The organism is Rhizobium sp. BK661, assembly GCF_024808825.1.
Taxonomy (GTDB): domain Bacteria; phylum Pseudomonadota; class Alphaproteobacteria; order Rhizobiales; family Rhizobiaceae; genus Rhizobium.
On record NZ_JANTYT010000006.1, the window covers coordinates 296,621 to 310,387 of the forward strand.

The window sequence follows — 13,767 nt, forward strand, 5'->3', positions numbered from 1 at the left end:
CCCTCCGGTGGTCTTTTTATATCGTATGCACGCAGCGTCCGGCGACGTAGGTCGCAACAGCGCGCCCGCTGAGGCGAGCGTCTTCGAACGGCGTGTTCTTCGAGCGGGAAAGAAGCATGTCCTTCGAGACAAGCCAAGGGTCATCGAGATCGATCAGCGCAATATCCGCCTTCGCGCCCGGCTTCAGCGTGCCGGCCTCGAGGCCGAAAATCTGCGCCGGCCGCGTCGACATGGCATCGATCAGCCGCATCAGGCTGACCTGGCCGCTGTGATGCAGGCGCAGCGCCGCAGCTAGCATCGTTTCAAGGCCGACGGCTCCGTCGGCCGCTTCACCGAAGGGCAGGCGTTTCGTGTCAACGTCCTGCGGGTCGTGCGAGGAGACGATGATATCGATCGCACCGCGCGCCAGCGCATCCACCATCGCCATACGATCATCTTCGGAGCGCAGCGGCGGATAGAGCTTGAAGAAGGTGCGATATTCGCCGATGTCGTTTTCGTTCAGCGAAAGATTGTTGATCGAGATACCGCAGGTAACGCGCGCACCACGGCTGCGGGCAAGCTCGATCGCCTCGACCGATTCCGGCACGGAGATCATCGCGGCGTGGTAGTTGCCGCGTGTCAGCTTGGCGATGCGCAGGTCGCGTTCGAGCGGGATGAGTTCTGCTTCCTTCGGGATACCCCCGAGACCGAGCCAGCTGGCAAACAGTCCCTCATGCATGACCCCGGTGGCACCCAGATATTTGTCGCGGGTCTCGCAGGAGATGACGGCGCCGAATTCACGCGCATAGGTCATCACGCGACGCAGGACCTGCGTGTCGTGGACGCTCGAGCGGCCGTCGGTAAACGCGACGGCGCCGGCTTCCATCAGCAGGCCGATCTCGGTCATTTCCTCGCCGGCAAGATGTTTCGTGATCGCCGCTGCCGGATAGACGTTGACCAGTGCCTTGTCCTTCGCCGTCTTCTTGACGAATTCGACAAGCGCGATGTCGTCGATGACGGGATCGGTATCCGGCATCATGATGATCGACGTAACGCCGCCGGCCGCTGCCGCGCGGCTTGCCGAAGCGATCGTTTCACGATGCTCGGCGCCCGGCTCACCGATATGAACGCGGGCATCGACGAGGCCAGGCGTAGCGACGAGGCCGGTGCAATCACGCACGTCGGCACCGGCGGGCGCTGCCTGGTTCTGTGCGTCCGCGCCGGCCGCAACGATCAGGCCATCCCTGACGATGATGCTGCCGACTTCATCGAGATTGCGCGAGGGGTCGACGATGCGAACGTTCTTGAGGACGACCGAGTTCTTCATGCGCCGGCTCCTTCGGTGCGTGGACCCTGGTTCTGTGAGACCAGCAGCGTCTCCATGACGGCCATGCGCACGGCGACCCCCATTTCCACCTGTTCGGCAATCACGCTCTGCGGTCCGTCCGCGACCTCGGAGGAGATCTCGACGCCACGGTTCATCGGGCCGGGATGCATGACAAGCGCATCTTCCTTCGCCGCTTTTAGCGTTTCCGCGTCGAGCCCATAGAAGTGATAGTATTCGCGCACCGATGGCACAAAGGCGCCGGACATGCGCTCGCGCTGCAGACGCAGCATCATCACAACGTCGGCGTCCTTCAGACCTTCCTTCATGGAATGGAAGACCTCAACGCCCATGTCGGCGATACCTGATGGCAGCAGGGTTGCGGGCGCTACGACGCGCACGCGTGCGCCCATGGCGTTCAGCAATAGGATGTTCGACCGCGCCACGCGCGAATGCAGCACGTCGCCGCAGATCGCGACGATAATGCGCGACAGCTTGCCCTTGGCGCGGCGGATCGTCAGAGCGTCAAGGAGGGCCTGCGTCGGATGCTCATGTTGGCCGTCGCCGGCATTGACCACCGAGCAGGAAACCTTCTGTGCGAGCAGGGCAGCAGCCCCGGCGCTGGAATGGCGGATCACGAGCACATCAGGCCGCATCGCGTTCAGCGTCATTGCCGTATCGATCAGGGTCTCGCCCTTCTTCACCGAAGAATTGCCGACCGACATGTTCATCACGTCGGCGCCGAGACGTTTCCCGGCAAGCTCGAAGGAGGCCTGCGTGCGCGTCGATGCCTCGAAAAAGAGATTGATCTGAGTCAGGCCGCGAAGGGTCGACGTTTTCTTCTCTCTCTGCCTGCTGATCTTGACGGCCTCGTCGGCCTTGTCGAGGAGAAAGGTGATATCCTGCTCGGTGAGCCCTTTGATACCGATGAGGTGGCGGTGGGGAAAGAAGACCATGAACCTGCCTCTTGCTGTCGTCTGCGGGGTCTATAAAGAGTGAGCCGGGCGGCGGCAAGCTTGCGCTGTGGGCAAAGGCCCGTCTCCCCCTGCAATTTTGCCCGAATTCAACTATTGCAGAGGACAGGGAAATTGTAACTTCCGGTTTCCCTTTGCCTGCCTCTTGCACTAGAAGCGATTCATGACGCCCGCCGAAGAGAAACTTGCCGAACTCAACCAGCCGAGCCTGTGGTCCGGCATCAACGCCTACAGGTCCGATCCGCTGATCGTCGACCTGACCGGCACGCTGCCGCGTGGGATCCGCGACGATCTCGACAACATGGGCCGGTACGTGACCTCTCCGGAGGCGCAGGAGCTGGCGCGCATGGCGAATCAGGGCGTGCCGCAGCTGCGCACGCATGGTCCGCGCGGCGAGCGGCTCGATGTTGTCGAGTTCCATCCGGCCTGGCACGCGCTGATGCGCCGTTCGATGTCGTCGGGGCTGCATTCGTCTGTCTGGGATCCGCAGGCGGACACTGAGGCCAAAAACCAGGCGCACAAGGTTAGGGCAGCGCGCTTCTATCTGACGGCGCAGTTGGAATCCGGCCATCTCTGCCCGCTGACGATGACGAGTGCCTCGGTCGCAGCGCTTTCGGCTTCGCCGGCCGTGCAGAAGGACTGGGCACCGAAGATCCTCTCGCGCAAATATGATTCCACCAACAAGCCTGCCATGCAGAAGTCCGCCGTGACGATCGGCATGGGCATGACCGAGAAGCAGGGCGGCACCGACGTTCGCGCCAACACGACGACGGCGGAGAAGGTCAGCGAAGGCATCTATCGTCTGTCCGGCCACAAGTGGTTCATGTCGGCGCCGATGAGCGACGCCTTCGTGATGCTGGCGCAGACCAAGGATGGGATGGGCTGCTTCCTCGTTCCACGTCTTCTGGAGGATGGTTCGGCGAACGGCCTGCACTTCCAGCGCCTGAAGGACAAGGTCGGCAATCGCTCCAATGCCTCGTCGGAAGTCGAATTCAACGATACGTTCGGCTTCCTGCTCGGCACGCCGGATGGCGGTATCCGCACTATTCTCGACATGGTGACATTAACGCGGCTCGACTGCGCGCTGGCCTCCTCGGGCATCATGCGCGCTTCGCTGGCCGAGGCCGTGCATCACACCCGCGGCCGCAGCGTTTTCGGAAAGATGCTGGTGAGCCAGCCGATCATGACGCGCGTCCTGGCCGATATGGCCCTCGATGTGGCGGCTGCGACGGCGCTGTCCTTCCGCCTTGCCGATGCCTTCGATCGGGCACGCGGCAGCGCCGAAGAGGCGGCCTACGCCCGCGTCATGACGCCGGTCGCAAAATACTGGTGCTGCAAGATTGCGCCATCTCTGATTTACGAGGCGATGGAATGCATCGGCGGCAGCGGCTACATCGAGGAGCGCCCGATCGCCCGCCACTATCGCGAAGCGCCCGTTAACGCGATCTGGGAAGGCTCGGGCAATGTCATGGCACTCGACGTGCTACGCATCCTGAACCGCGGCAAGGACCTTTTCGAAACGGTATTCGCAGGTCTCGCGCGCGATCTCGGACCGGCCGGCAAGAAGACCATCGACGTGCTGCGCGCCGCCATGGCGCTTTGCGAGCGGGACGAGGGCGCTGCACGCCTGCTCGTCGAACAGCTGGCGCTCGCTGCCGGTGCCGCCGAACTCTATCGCCTGGGGGCAGGGCGGATCGCCGATGCCTTCATCGAAACCCGCCTTGCAGGCGGCTGGCGCTCGACCTACGGCATGCTGGATTCGCGCTTCGACGCCAGCTACATCGTCGATCTTCTCTATCCGCCGGCAAGCTGATGACTGTGCTGCGTCCCGTCCGTACCGACGATCTCGAGCAGATCTATCAAATCTCGCTCGTGACGGGCGACGCCGGCAGCGATGCGTCCAAATTGCACCGCGACGGCAAGCTGATCGGACATATTTATTCGGCACCCTACGTGCTGCTGAGCCCTGAAACCGCTTTCGTGGCAGAGGACTCCGAAGGAGTTGCCGGCTACATCGTCGGCGGGTTCGATACGGTTGCATTCGATCAGCGGCTTGAACGCGATTGGTGGCCGGCACTTCGTCGGGCGTACAGCGATCCGGAGGGCGATCCCGAGAACTGGGACGCCGATCAGAAACGCATTTCCGCGATCCACCATCCGTCTTCGGCGCCTGCTGCGCTCGTCGAAGCCTTTCCCGCGCACATCCACATGAACCTACTGCCGCGTTTACAGGGGCAGGGGATGGGCACGAAGCTCCTCGACCGATGGCTGTCGAATGCAAGAGAGGCCGGCGTCGAAGCCGTCCACCTCGGCGCCAATGCTAACAATTATGGCGCTCTGCGTTTTTGGGGCTCCCGCGGGTTCAGCCGACTTGGCCCGCCATTGGTCGACGCTTCCGACCGAACGGTCTGGTTTGGACAGAGACTATAAGGGCAGGCAGCTAAATGTCACCGTATGGTGACACTTTGAAATCGTTGCCATCTTTCGCGAACTGTCCACAATCTTTGCAAGACATGTCCGTTGCCGCTGATCTGTGGCGTTGTTACTCACCGCAAAGTGACAACTGGACCGAATCCCTCATGCTGAACGACCCCATGGTGCTTGCGCCCGTTGCCGACGCAATCCGTGTCGAACCCGAAAAGCGTATTCGCGACCGAAGCGCTACCGAGAAGGCAATTCTGAACGCAGCCAAGTCGTTGCTGGCGGAAGAGGGGTTCCAGAATTTCGGCATCAACGCGGTTGCCCGCCGCGCCGGCTGCGACAAGCAACTGATCTACCGCTACTACGGCGGCTTGAACGGCCTCGTGGAAGCGATCGGCGCCGATCTCGGCAATTGGGTCAAGGACCGCATTCCCGAGGATACCGGTGGCATGTTTCTCCTGACCTACGGCGACCTCATGGAGCGGCTGTCGCTGCTTTTCCTCGAGGCGTTGCGGGATGATCCACTTGTTCGCCGAATCGTTGCCTGGGAGGTTTCCGAAAACACCGAGCAGGTCAGGCGGCTTTCCGAGGCGCGGTCGAAGGCCCTAGCAAACTGGCTCGATCGCATGCGGGGATCGCTGATGCCGCCAAAGGGCGTCGACGTTGTGGCCGTCAATGCGCTTCTGATCGCGGCCATCCAGCATCTCGTTCTTTCCGCATCCGCTGGAGGCCAGTGCGCCGGACTGACGCTCAAGACGTCGAAGGATTGGGAGAAGGCCGCAACGGCTCTGAAACGTATCGTTCGCGGCGTCTACGGCTGAGGCCGAGCACAGTCTTTCCACAGGCGTCCCCGCGCGCGTTAACCTTAACAAATGGTTTACGTTGCGCCTTCCCGGGTAAGAAGTCAGTTTGCCAGTCAGTCCAAAATGTTGGGTGTCTGGAACCATGGGAACTAAAATCGCGAGAGGCGCGTTTCTTGTTGCCGCGATGATGTTTTTCGCTGTGCTTGCGCTGGATATCGCTGTGCCAGGGCTGGTTCTGGGTTCGATGGCGTTGTCGATATGGGCGGTTTCCCACGAGGGGCTATCCAGTCGAAGAGAACGAGAGACGACCGCATGAAGTGGTTCCTGATCTTCTGGGCCGGTCCCATTGTCTTCCTGGCGGGATGGTATTGGCTTTCCTATTACGACATGAACTTCGGCATCTATATGCTCAGTAGGCAGGTGCATGACCTGACCTTCGAGATTTATGGCAAGGTGCTCGGCATTCCGCCGGAAACCATTCCGCCGCTGGTTGCCCGCGCGATCGTCGTCGACAGTCTTGTCGTCTTCGCAATCATTGGGTTCCGCCGACGCAAGGCAATTGCCGCCTGGTGGCGTGCACGTCACGCGTCAAAATCGCCCGATGCCGTTCTGCCGAGCAACGATAGCCTGTCCAGCGCTCCCTGAAGAATGAAGCTTGCCGCTGCCGAGTCGATCCGCTCGGCACGCTGCCTGCGTGATACGTCCATCTCGAGCAGCGCCCGCTCGGCGGCGACCGTCGACAGCCGCTCGTCCCAGTAGACGAACGGCAGGTCAGTCTTCTGCTCCATGTTGCGCACGAAGGCGCGCGTCGCCTGAACGCGCGGTCCGGCCGATCCGTCCATGTTCATTGGCAGACCAATCACAAAGGCGGCGACCTTTTCCTTAGCGGCAAACTCCAGCAACGTCGTCGCATCGATCGTGAATTTTTCGCGCTTGATGACCGGCCGCGGCGTCGAAAAGCGCCGGCCGAGATCGGACATCGAAAGCCCGATCGTCTTCGTGCCGAGATCGAGGCCCGCGATCGCCTGTCCCGGCTGCAACGCAGTTGAGAGTTCTTCGATCGTTAGCACCGTCATCGTCGTTTCATCCTGTCAAAAGAAATTGAAGCGGTGACGCTTTTCTTTGCGACCGCATCCGATATGTCCATAGCCAGCAAAACAGGCTTTTGCATCCGATAATCGAAGGAGACATTTTATGAAGATCACTTGGCTCGGTCACTCCGCTTTCCGCATCGAGATCGGGAAGGCGAAAATCTTGCTGGATCCGTTTCTCACGCACAATTCCTCCTTCGCTGGGCAGAACCTCAAGGATGTCGCGAGCGGCGTCACCCACATCCTGCTGACCCACGGTCACGGCGATCATGTCGGCGACACCGTAGCGCTCGCCAAGGAGACCGGCGCGGTCGTTCTCGCCAACGCCGACCTTGCCTCGTGGCTGGGGTCCAAGGGCCTGGCGAAGCTCGAAATGGGCAATACCGGGGGGACTGTTTCCTTCGACGGTTTCTCGGCAACCTTCACCAACGCGCTGCATTCCTCCGCCCAGATCACCGAAGACGGCGTTTCGCATGCGCTCGGCAATGCAAACGGCCTGATGCTGCATTTCGACGAGGAAGCCTCCATCCTCGCCATGGGCGATACCGACATCTTCTCCGACATGGCGCTGATCAATGAACTGCATCAGCCGGATATCGGACTGGTGCCGGTCGGCGACCGCTTCACGATGGGCGGCGCGGTCGCGGCGCTGGCCTGCCAGCGCTACTTCAACTTCAAGACGGCGATACCTTGCCACTACGGCACCTTCCCGATCATCGATCAGACGCCGGAGAAGTTTGTCTCGGGTATGGATGGATCGACGACCGCGGTGAGGACGCCGAAGCCGGGCGAGAGCCTTTCCGTCTAGGTTACGTCAGCAAAACCGCTCCGATTTCGGTAGCGGAATTCTACGCAATCCAAGGGCCATGCCCGTTGCGCACGGCGGGCATGGCCTTTATAGCGGGTAGGAAAAATCCTATCCGGAGAATACCATGTCCGTCGACTTTGCCACCGTTAAGCGCGTAGCGCGCCTTGCCCGTATTGCCGTCACCGAAGAAGAGGCAAATCGCATGGTGGGTGAGCTGAATGGCATCCTCGGCTTCGTCGAGCAGCTCTCCGAAGTCGACGTCGAGGGCGTCGAGGCAATGACATCGGTCACGCCGATGGAGATGAAGAAGCGCACCGATGATGTGACCGACGGCAACAAGGCTGCTGACATCGTCTCGAACGCGCCTGTCACCGATCAGAATTTCTTCCTGGTACCCAAAGTCGTCGAATAAGGCCTTCGCCGTTTTTCGACCTTTGTTGCCATTCCAGATTTGAAGCGAATTACCATGAGCGAACTCACCAGCCTGACCATTGCCGAAGCCCGCACGAAGCTGCGCGCCAAGGAAATCAAAGCGACCGAACTGACCGAAGCCTATATTTCGGCGATCGAAGCAGCGAACGACAAGCTCAACGCCTACATCAAGGTCACGCCCGAGAAGGCGCTGCAGATGGCGGAAGCCTCCGACGCGCGTCTCGCCGGCGGCAAGGGCGGCGAGCTCGAGGGTATTCCGCTCGGCATCAAGGACCTGTTTGCCACCGAAGGCATTCACACGCAGGCCTGCAGCCACATCCTCGATGGTTTCAAGCCGCACTACGAGTCGACAGTCACGCAGAACCTCTGGGACGATGGCGCCGTCATGCTCGGCAAGCTCAACATGGACGAGTTTGCGATGGGCTCTTCCAACGAGACCTCCTACTACGGCTCGGTGATCAACCCCTGGCGTTCGGGTGGCTCCAACCAACAGCTGGTACCGGGCGGTTCCTCCGGGGGCTCGGCGGCTGCCGTTGCAGCCCACCTCTGCGCCGGCGCCACGGCAACGGATACGGGCGGCTCGATCCGCCAGCCTGCAGCCTTCACCGGCACTGTCGGGATCAAGCCGACTTACGGCCGCTGCTCGCGCTGGGGCACGGTAGCCTTCGCGTCTTCCCTCGATCAGGCCGGCCCGATTGCTCGCGATGTGCGCGATGCCGCGATCCTGCTGAAGTCGATGGCCTCCGTCGATCCAAAGGACACGACCTCCGTCGATCTGCCGGTTCCCGAATATGAGGCCGCACTTGGCAAGTCGCTGAAGGGCATGAAGATTGGTATTCCGAACGAATACCGCGTCGACGGCATGCCTGAGGAAATCGAAACGCTATGGCAGCAGGGCATTGCCTGGCTGAAGGACGCAGGCGCCGAGATCGTCAACATCTCGCTGCCGCACACCAAGTATGCCCTGCCGGCCTATTACATCGTCGCTCCGGCGGAAGCCTCATCAAACCTTGCCCGTTATGACGGCGTCCGCTATGGCCTGCGCGTCGATGGCAAGGACATCGTCGACATGTACGAAAGGACGCGTGCCGCCGGCTTCGGCAAGGAAGTCAAGCGCCGCATCATGATCGGCACCTACGTGCTGTCCGCCGGCTACTACGACGCCTATTACATCAAGGCCCAGAAGGTCCGCACGCTGATCAAGCGCGACTTCGAACTGGCGTTCAACGCCGGCGTCGATGCGATCCTGACGCCCGCGACACCGTCGTCGGCCTTCGGCGTCGCCGACGAGAACCTCGCGTCCGATCCGGTGAAGATGTACCTGAACGACATCTTCACGGTGACGGTCAACATGGCCGGGCTGCCGGGCATTGCCGTTCCTGCCGGTCTGGATCACGGCGGCCTGCCGCTCGGTCTGCAGCTGATTGGCAAGCCGTTCGACGAAGAGACGCTGTTCAAGACTGCGCACGTAATAGAGCAGGCGGCAGGCAAGTTCACGCCCGCCAAGTGGTGGTGAGCGAGCCACATCGGCATCGGCCGCCGACGAGGCGGTCGTTCCTTGTCGGGCGACTGAGGTCCAGCTACCTCGGGCGTGGACTTTGTATTCGTCCATTGCGGCCCTACCAGGAGGAGGACTCATGTCGGCGTCAGATATCACTCAGATGATCGAAGCATTCGACCGTCTCGCCGCGGCAGGTTTCATCGTTGGTCCGGAATGGCAAGCAGTGCATGAAGTCTGCCAGGCGCATGAGGGCGAGGCGCTTTTCGATTGGGGGCATGCCATCTGCCACCGCATCGAAGGCGACGACTGGAATGCCGACTACTGGTACCGCCAGGCGGGTAAACGGCGTGGGAACGCTAAGGTCGCCGACGAATGGTCGGTGATGAAGGCGGAGCTTTTCAAGCAGCTTTGAAAGTAAGCCGCGCGCCAGGCGACGCGCGGCTCGGACAACTATCTGTTGTCCTGTTCGGCTCTGACGAGAACCAGTCCTCGTTCGGTAATCCGGTAGGGCTTGCCGCCTGAGGATTTGATCGCCCGCTTCTGCTTCAATTTGCGAAACAGCTCAAGGCCGAAGCCGGGATAGACCCAGCCGTCGCGGGTAAGGCATCTTACCGCCTCGATTTTCCGGTTGTCGTCGCGTTCGATTTCAATGCGGCCGCCTTGGGCCAACAGGTGCAGGATGCGCTGCTCCGTGCGTGAAATATCCATGGAAATGTTGATCCGGTCTTGCGCCGTGAGGCGCGCAAAAACATCTGGCGTCCGGTCGGACGTCAGGGCTTCGTTCTTTTCGGGCCCATGCGCACAGGGAAAACCTGCGGGCAGGGCCTCTACCGGGTCTGAGAAGACGAATTCAACATGCGGCCTTGATACTGGCTGCGCGACACCTCGTCAAGATTTGCAACCGAGAGAGGACATTTCCGCCGTGTCTCGCGCTCGAAACCTGAGGCTTGGAGAACGGGGTGATTCGGTGCTTTACTTCCGTGGAAAGTCGGAGGTGCCGTTGATCCACATTCGCAATGCCCGGGAAGGCGAAGCGGAGCTTTTGAGCGAGATCGGAATAAGGGCCTGGCAGAAGGCGATGGCATCCATCGGCGAAGGAGATGCTATGGTCGACGCCGCGCGAAGCGCGTTCTTCAACTTCGTTGCGGGGAGCTGGATCACCGTCACCGTCATTGAGTGGAACGGGCATGCGGCTGGGTGGGCAGCGCGCGAGACGCTCGACGAGAAGATCTCGGACTTCTGGATCGATCCTGCCTTCACCGGTCACGGTCTCGGAACCGCACTCTTGCAGGATATCGAGAAGGACATCGCCGCGCAGGGCTTCGACACGGCAATGATGCAGACACACTCGGGGAACTCTGAGGCGATCGGCTTTTTCCAGAAGCGTGGGTATGCAATTCATTGGCTATCGATTGCCTACAATCCCAAGCTCGATCGTGATGTCCCGTCGGTCGGGCTGTCAAAGTCATTGGAATCCGCGGACGACGGCATCTATGGCCTAGTCTAGCAGCGCGCCCTCCAGCGCGAGGTAGCCGAGAGCGCTTGATAGCAAAAGCGCGATCGCCATATGAACCAGCACGATAGCCCTCAGGATCGACCGGAACGGTTCCTTCTGCGTCTTATGACGAAAGAGCCGTTGTGCACAGACCGCCCCAAGGCTGCCGCCGACGAAAGCGAGTGTAAGCAAGGTCTTCTCGCTGATCCGCCGCCGATGACTGCGGGCAGCCTGCTTGTCGAGAAAGTAGATCGAGAACACCAAGGCATTCAACGCCACGAAGAGCCCGATGATCTTTAGAATATCAATCGTTGTCATTTAAATCACGCTAAGCCCATTGCGTTAACATGCGCCAAACCGGCCGGCTTGCTGCGACGCAGAGCCGAAAGCCTTGCACCCGCAAGCCATTTCCGTTACCTCACCAGTTGAAAAGAACAGCCTCAAAAAGAGCATCCCAATGACCATTGTCGACGTTCGCACGCCTGATCCGAAACGCTTCATTCCCGGCGCCACTGGCGATTGGGAAGTCATCATCGGCATGGAAGTCCATGCGCAGGTGCTGTCGAATTCGAAGCTGTTCTCGGGCGCTGCGACCGAATTCGGCAAGCCGCAGAATTCCAACGTTTCGCTCGTCGATGCCGCGATGCCCGGCATGCTGCCCGTCATCAACGAGGAATGCGTCGCCCAGGCGGTCCGCACTGGCCTTGGTCTCAAGGCGCAGATCAACAAGCGCTCGATCTTCGACCGCAAGAACTACTTCTATCCGGACCTGCCACAGGGCTACCAGATCTCGCAGTTCAAGGATCCGATCGTCGGCGAGGGCAAGATCATCATCTCGCTCGGCCCGGATCGCCAGGGCCAGTTCGAGGACATCGAGATCGGCATCGAGCGCCTGCATCTGGAACAGGACGCCGGCAAGTCGCTGCACGACCAGCACGCTACGATGTCCTACGTCGACCTCAACCGCTCGGGCGTCGCGCTGATGGAGATCGTATCCAAGCCCGATATGCGCTCGTCGGATGAAGCCAAGGCCTACATGACGAAGCTGCGCTCTATCGTGCGCTACCTCGGAACCTGCGACGGCAACATGGACGAAGGCTCGATGCGCGCCGACGTCAACGTCTCCGTCCGTCGCCCAGGCGAAGGCTTCGGCACGCGTTGCGAGATCAAGAACGTCAACTCCATCCGGTTCATCGGTCAGGCGATCGAATACGAAGCCCGCCGCCAGATCGGCATTCTGGAAGATGGCGGCGCGATCGAGCAGGAGACTCGTCTTTTCGACCCGAACAAGGGCGAGACGCGGTCTATGCGCTCCAAGGAAGACGCGCACGACTACCGTTATTTCCCAGATCCGGATCTGCTACCCCTCGAGTTCGACGATGCCTTCGTCAAGGCGCTCGCAGCCGACCTGCCGGAACTGCCGGACGACAAGAAGGAGCGCTTCGTGCGCGAACTCGGTCTGTCGATCTACGACGCTTCCGTTCTGGTCTCGGAAAAGGCGATTGCCGACTATTTCGAAGCCGTGGCTGAAGGCCGCGACGGCAAGGCGGCCGCTAACTGGGTCATCAACGACCTGCTCGGTGCGCTGAACCGCACCGGCAAGAGCATCGAGGAGACCTCCGTTTCGCCGGCTCAGCTTGGTGCGATCATTGACCTCATCAAGGCGGAGACTATTTCAGGAAAGATCGCGAAGGACCTGTTCGAAATCGTGCTGAACGAGGGCGGCGATCCCGCCGAGATCGTCGAAGTCAGAGGCATGAAGCAGGTGACCGATACCGGTGCGATCGAGCGGGCCGTCGACGAAATCATCGCCGCCAACCCGGATCAAGTCGCCAAGGTTCAGGCCAAGCCGACACTGGCCGGCTGGTTCGTCGGTCAGGTCATGAAGGCGACCGGCGGTAAGGCAAACCCGCAGGCTGTCCAGGCTCTCGTGAAGGCGAAGCTCGGCATCGAGGAGTAGGGACTGTGTATTTCGTGCGCACTGCCAGCGAGGGTGATCTTAGCAAGATGCGCACGTTGTTGGATGAGGGGTTTCGCGCGACCTATGCTGGCCTCTATGGCGAAGCGAAGGTAAAGGATCTCGTTGGTCATCTGTTTTCGCCGGCTGCGCTGCAGGCGCGGCTGGCGAAGAAGAATGCCGAGTTCCTCGTTGCCGACAATGGCAAGGATATCGGCGGCATCGGTTATGCCGCCATGTCGGATGAAATGACGAAGACCGTCATGCTTCATCTGCTCTATGTCCGTCCACCTCTCCATCGGCAGGGCATCGGGCGCGAGATCTTCGCCGAGTTGGAAACCTGTTTTCCCGATGCAGAAATCATGCGTCTGGAAATAGAGCCGCAGAATGCGGCGGCAATCGCCTTCTACCATGCCCACGGTTTCGAGGATGTCGGCCGCAATGAAAACGACGGACCGGGGCAGTCCGGCATACCGACCCTGATCCTCGAAAAGCCCCTGGAACTGCGCTAACCATCATGACCCAAACCATTATTCGCGAAGCGCGTAGCGCCGACGTTGCTGCGCTTGTGGCGATCTTTGCCGCCGATGATCTCGGCGGTCACGGCGACACGACTGCGCCCGAGGCCTTCGGCGACTATCTCAGAGCATTCGAGCGGATCGCCTTATCACGCGATCAGACGCTATATGTCGCTGAACGGGAGGGGCAGGTTGTCGGCACGTTCCAGACAATGATCGTCACGTCGCTGGTTGGTCGCGGTTCGTCGTCGATGATCATCGAGGCGGTGCAGACGCGTGGTGACATGCGTGGGCAGGGTATTGGCGCTGAGATGATCGAGTTTGCCATCGCGGAGGCAAAACGTCGCGGCCTGCGCCTCGTTCAACTAACCTCGAATGCCGGTCGCAAGGACGCCCACCGCTTCTATGAGCGACTTGGCTTCAAGCAATCTCATCTCGGCTTCAAGATGGCGCTGAAATGAACC

Annotated in this window: 17 protein-coding genes; 12 read left to right on the forward strand and 5 right to left on the reverse strand. The window is 60.7% G+C overall.

What is annotated here, in order from left to right:
* Nucleotides 1-16: 16 nt before the first annotated feature.
* Together FHX16_RS15855 and FHX16_RS15860 are read right to left on the reverse strand one after the other, a co-directional pair.
* Nucleotides 17-1,306, reverse strand: a complete 1,290-nt coding sequence (locus FHX16_RS15855; RefSeq protein ID WP_183859157.1) for a dihydroorotase — start codon at nt 1,304-1,306, stop codon at nt 17-19.
* Nucleotides 1,303-2,259: an aspartate carbamoyltransferase catalytic subunit gene (locus FHX16_RS15860; protein WP_037127400.1), complete on the reverse strand. Its 957-nt coding sequence runs from the start codon at nt 2,257-2,259 to the stop codon at nt 1,303-1,305. The genes FHX16_RS15855 and FHX16_RS15860 overlap by 4 nt, the downstream gene beginning before the upstream one ends.
* A gap of 181 nt (nt 2,260-2,440) precedes the next feature.
* Between FHX16_RS15860 and FHX16_RS15865 the strand changes: the two genes are divergently transcribed.
* From FHX16_RS15865 to FHX16_RS15880, 4 genes are all read left to right on the forward strand, one after another.
* Nucleotides 2,441-4,090, forward strand: a complete 1,650-nt coding sequence (locus tag FHX16_RS15865; protein WP_183756811.1) for an acyl-CoA dehydrogenase family protein — start codon at nt 2,441-2,443, stop codon at nt 4,088-4,090.
* The gene (locus FHX16_RS15870; RefSeq protein ID WP_183859155.1) at nt 4,090-4,707 is read left to right on the forward strand and encodes a GNAT family N-acetyltransferase; all 618 of its coding nucleotides are present in this window, start codon (nt 4,090-4,092) and stop codon (nt 4,705-4,707) included. Before FHX16_RS15865 ends, FHX16_RS15870 begins: the two co-directional genes overlap by 1 nt.
* Before the next feature lie 149 nt (nt 4,708-4,856).
* Nucleotides 4,857-5,519, forward strand: coding sequence for a TetR/AcrR family transcriptional regulator (locus FHX16_RS15875; protein ID WP_183859153.1), 663 nt, complete (start codon nt 4,857-4,859; stop codon nt 5,517-5,519).
* A gap of 294 nt (nt 5,520-5,813) precedes the next feature.
* Nucleotides 5,814-6,146 carry a DUF6105 family protein gene (locus tag FHX16_RS15880; RefSeq protein WP_183859152.1) on the forward strand — a complete coding sequence of 111 codons (333 nt, stop codon included), beginning with the start codon at nt 5,814-5,816 and terminating at the stop codon, nt 6,144-6,146.
* Here FHX16_RS15880 and ruvX read toward each other — a convergent pair.
* Nucleotides 6,083-6,577, reverse strand: coding sequence for a Holliday junction resolvase RuvX (gene ruvX / locus FHX16_RS15885; RefSeq protein ID WP_183756807.1), 495 nt, complete (start codon nt 6,575-6,577; stop codon nt 6,083-6,085). The two genes, FHX16_RS15880 and ruvX, sit on opposite strands and share 64 nt — an antisense overlap.
* A 118-nt stretch (nt 6,578-6,695) precedes the next feature.
* Between ruvX and FHX16_RS15890 the strand changes: the two genes are divergently transcribed.
* From FHX16_RS15890 to FHX16_RS15905, 4 genes are all read left to right on the forward strand, one after another.
* Nucleotides 6,696-7,400 carry a metal-dependent hydrolase gene (locus FHX16_RS15890; protein WP_183859150.1) on the forward strand — a complete coding sequence of 235 codons (705 nt, stop codon included), beginning with the start codon at nt 6,696-6,698 and terminating at the stop codon, nt 7,398-7,400.
* Between the two features lie 124 nt (nt 7,401-7,524).
* Nucleotides 7,525-7,812: an Asp-tRNA(Asn)/Glu-tRNA(Gln) amidotransferase subunit GatC gene (gatC, locus tag FHX16_RS15895; protein ID WP_016553653.1), complete on the forward strand. Its 288-nt coding sequence runs from the start codon at nt 7,525-7,527 to the stop codon at nt 7,810-7,812.
* 54 nt (nt 7,813-7,866) lie between these two features.
* Nucleotides 7,867-9,348, forward strand: a complete 1,482-nt coding sequence (gatA, locus tag FHX16_RS15900) for an Asp-tRNA(Asn)/Glu-tRNA(Gln) amidotransferase subunit GatA (protein WP_183859147.1) — start codon at nt 7,867-7,869, stop codon at nt 9,346-9,348.
* A 121-nt stretch (nt 9,349-9,469) separates the two neighbouring features.
* Nucleotides 9,470-9,745: a hypothetical protein gene (locus FHX16_RS15905; protein WP_183859145.1), complete on the forward strand. Its 276-nt coding sequence runs from the start codon at nt 9,470-9,472 to the stop codon at nt 9,743-9,745.
* 38 nt (nt 9,746-9,783) lie between these two features.
* On the opposite strand, the gene FHX16_RS15910 is transcribed toward FHX16_RS15905, so the two are convergent.
* Nucleotides 9,784-10,041, reverse strand: coding sequence for a YjhX family toxin (locus FHX16_RS15910; protein WP_183859143.1), 258 nt, complete (start codon nt 10,039-10,041; stop codon nt 9,784-9,786).
* A 292-nt stretch (nt 10,042-10,333) separates the two neighbouring features.
* Between FHX16_RS15910 and FHX16_RS15915 the strand changes: the two genes are divergently transcribed.
* Nucleotides 10,334-10,840, forward strand: coding sequence for a GNAT family N-acetyltransferase (locus FHX16_RS15915; protein WP_183859141.1), 507 nt, complete (start codon nt 10,334-10,336; stop codon nt 10,838-10,840).
* On the opposite strand, the gene FHX16_RS15920 is transcribed toward FHX16_RS15915, so the two are convergent.
* A complete protein-coding gene (locus FHX16_RS15920) occupies nt 10,832-11,146 on the reverse strand; it encodes a DUF1294 domain-containing protein (protein ID WP_183859139.1) in 315 nt (104 codons plus the stop codon). The genes FHX16_RS15915 and FHX16_RS15920 overlap by 9 nt on opposite strands.
* A 139-nt stretch (nt 11,147-11,285) precedes the next feature.
* Here FHX16_RS15920 and gatB point away from each other — a divergent pair, with 139 nt between their 5' ends.
* From gatB to FHX16_RS15935, 3 genes are read left to right on the forward strand one after another with little or no spacing between them, the layout of a single operon-like run.
* Nucleotides 11,286-12,788, forward strand: a complete 1,503-nt coding sequence (gatB, locus tag FHX16_RS15925; protein ID WP_183859137.1) for an Asp-tRNA(Asn)/Glu-tRNA(Gln) amidotransferase subunit GatB — start codon at nt 11,286-11,288, stop codon at nt 12,786-12,788.
* Between the two features lie 5 nt (nt 12,789-12,793).
* Nucleotides 12,794-13,297, forward strand: a complete 504-nt coding sequence (locus FHX16_RS15930; RefSeq protein ID WP_183756802.1) for a GNAT family N-acetyltransferase — start codon at nt 12,794-12,796, stop codon at nt 13,295-13,297.
* Nucleotides 13,298-13,302: 5 nt separating this feature from the next.
* Complete coding sequence (locus FHX16_RS15935) at nt 13,303-13,764, forward strand: GNAT family N-acetyltransferase (RefSeq protein WP_183859135.1); 462 nt, start codon at nt 13,303-13,305, stop codon at nt 13,762-13,764.
* Nucleotides 13,765-13,767 lie beyond the last annotated feature (3 nt).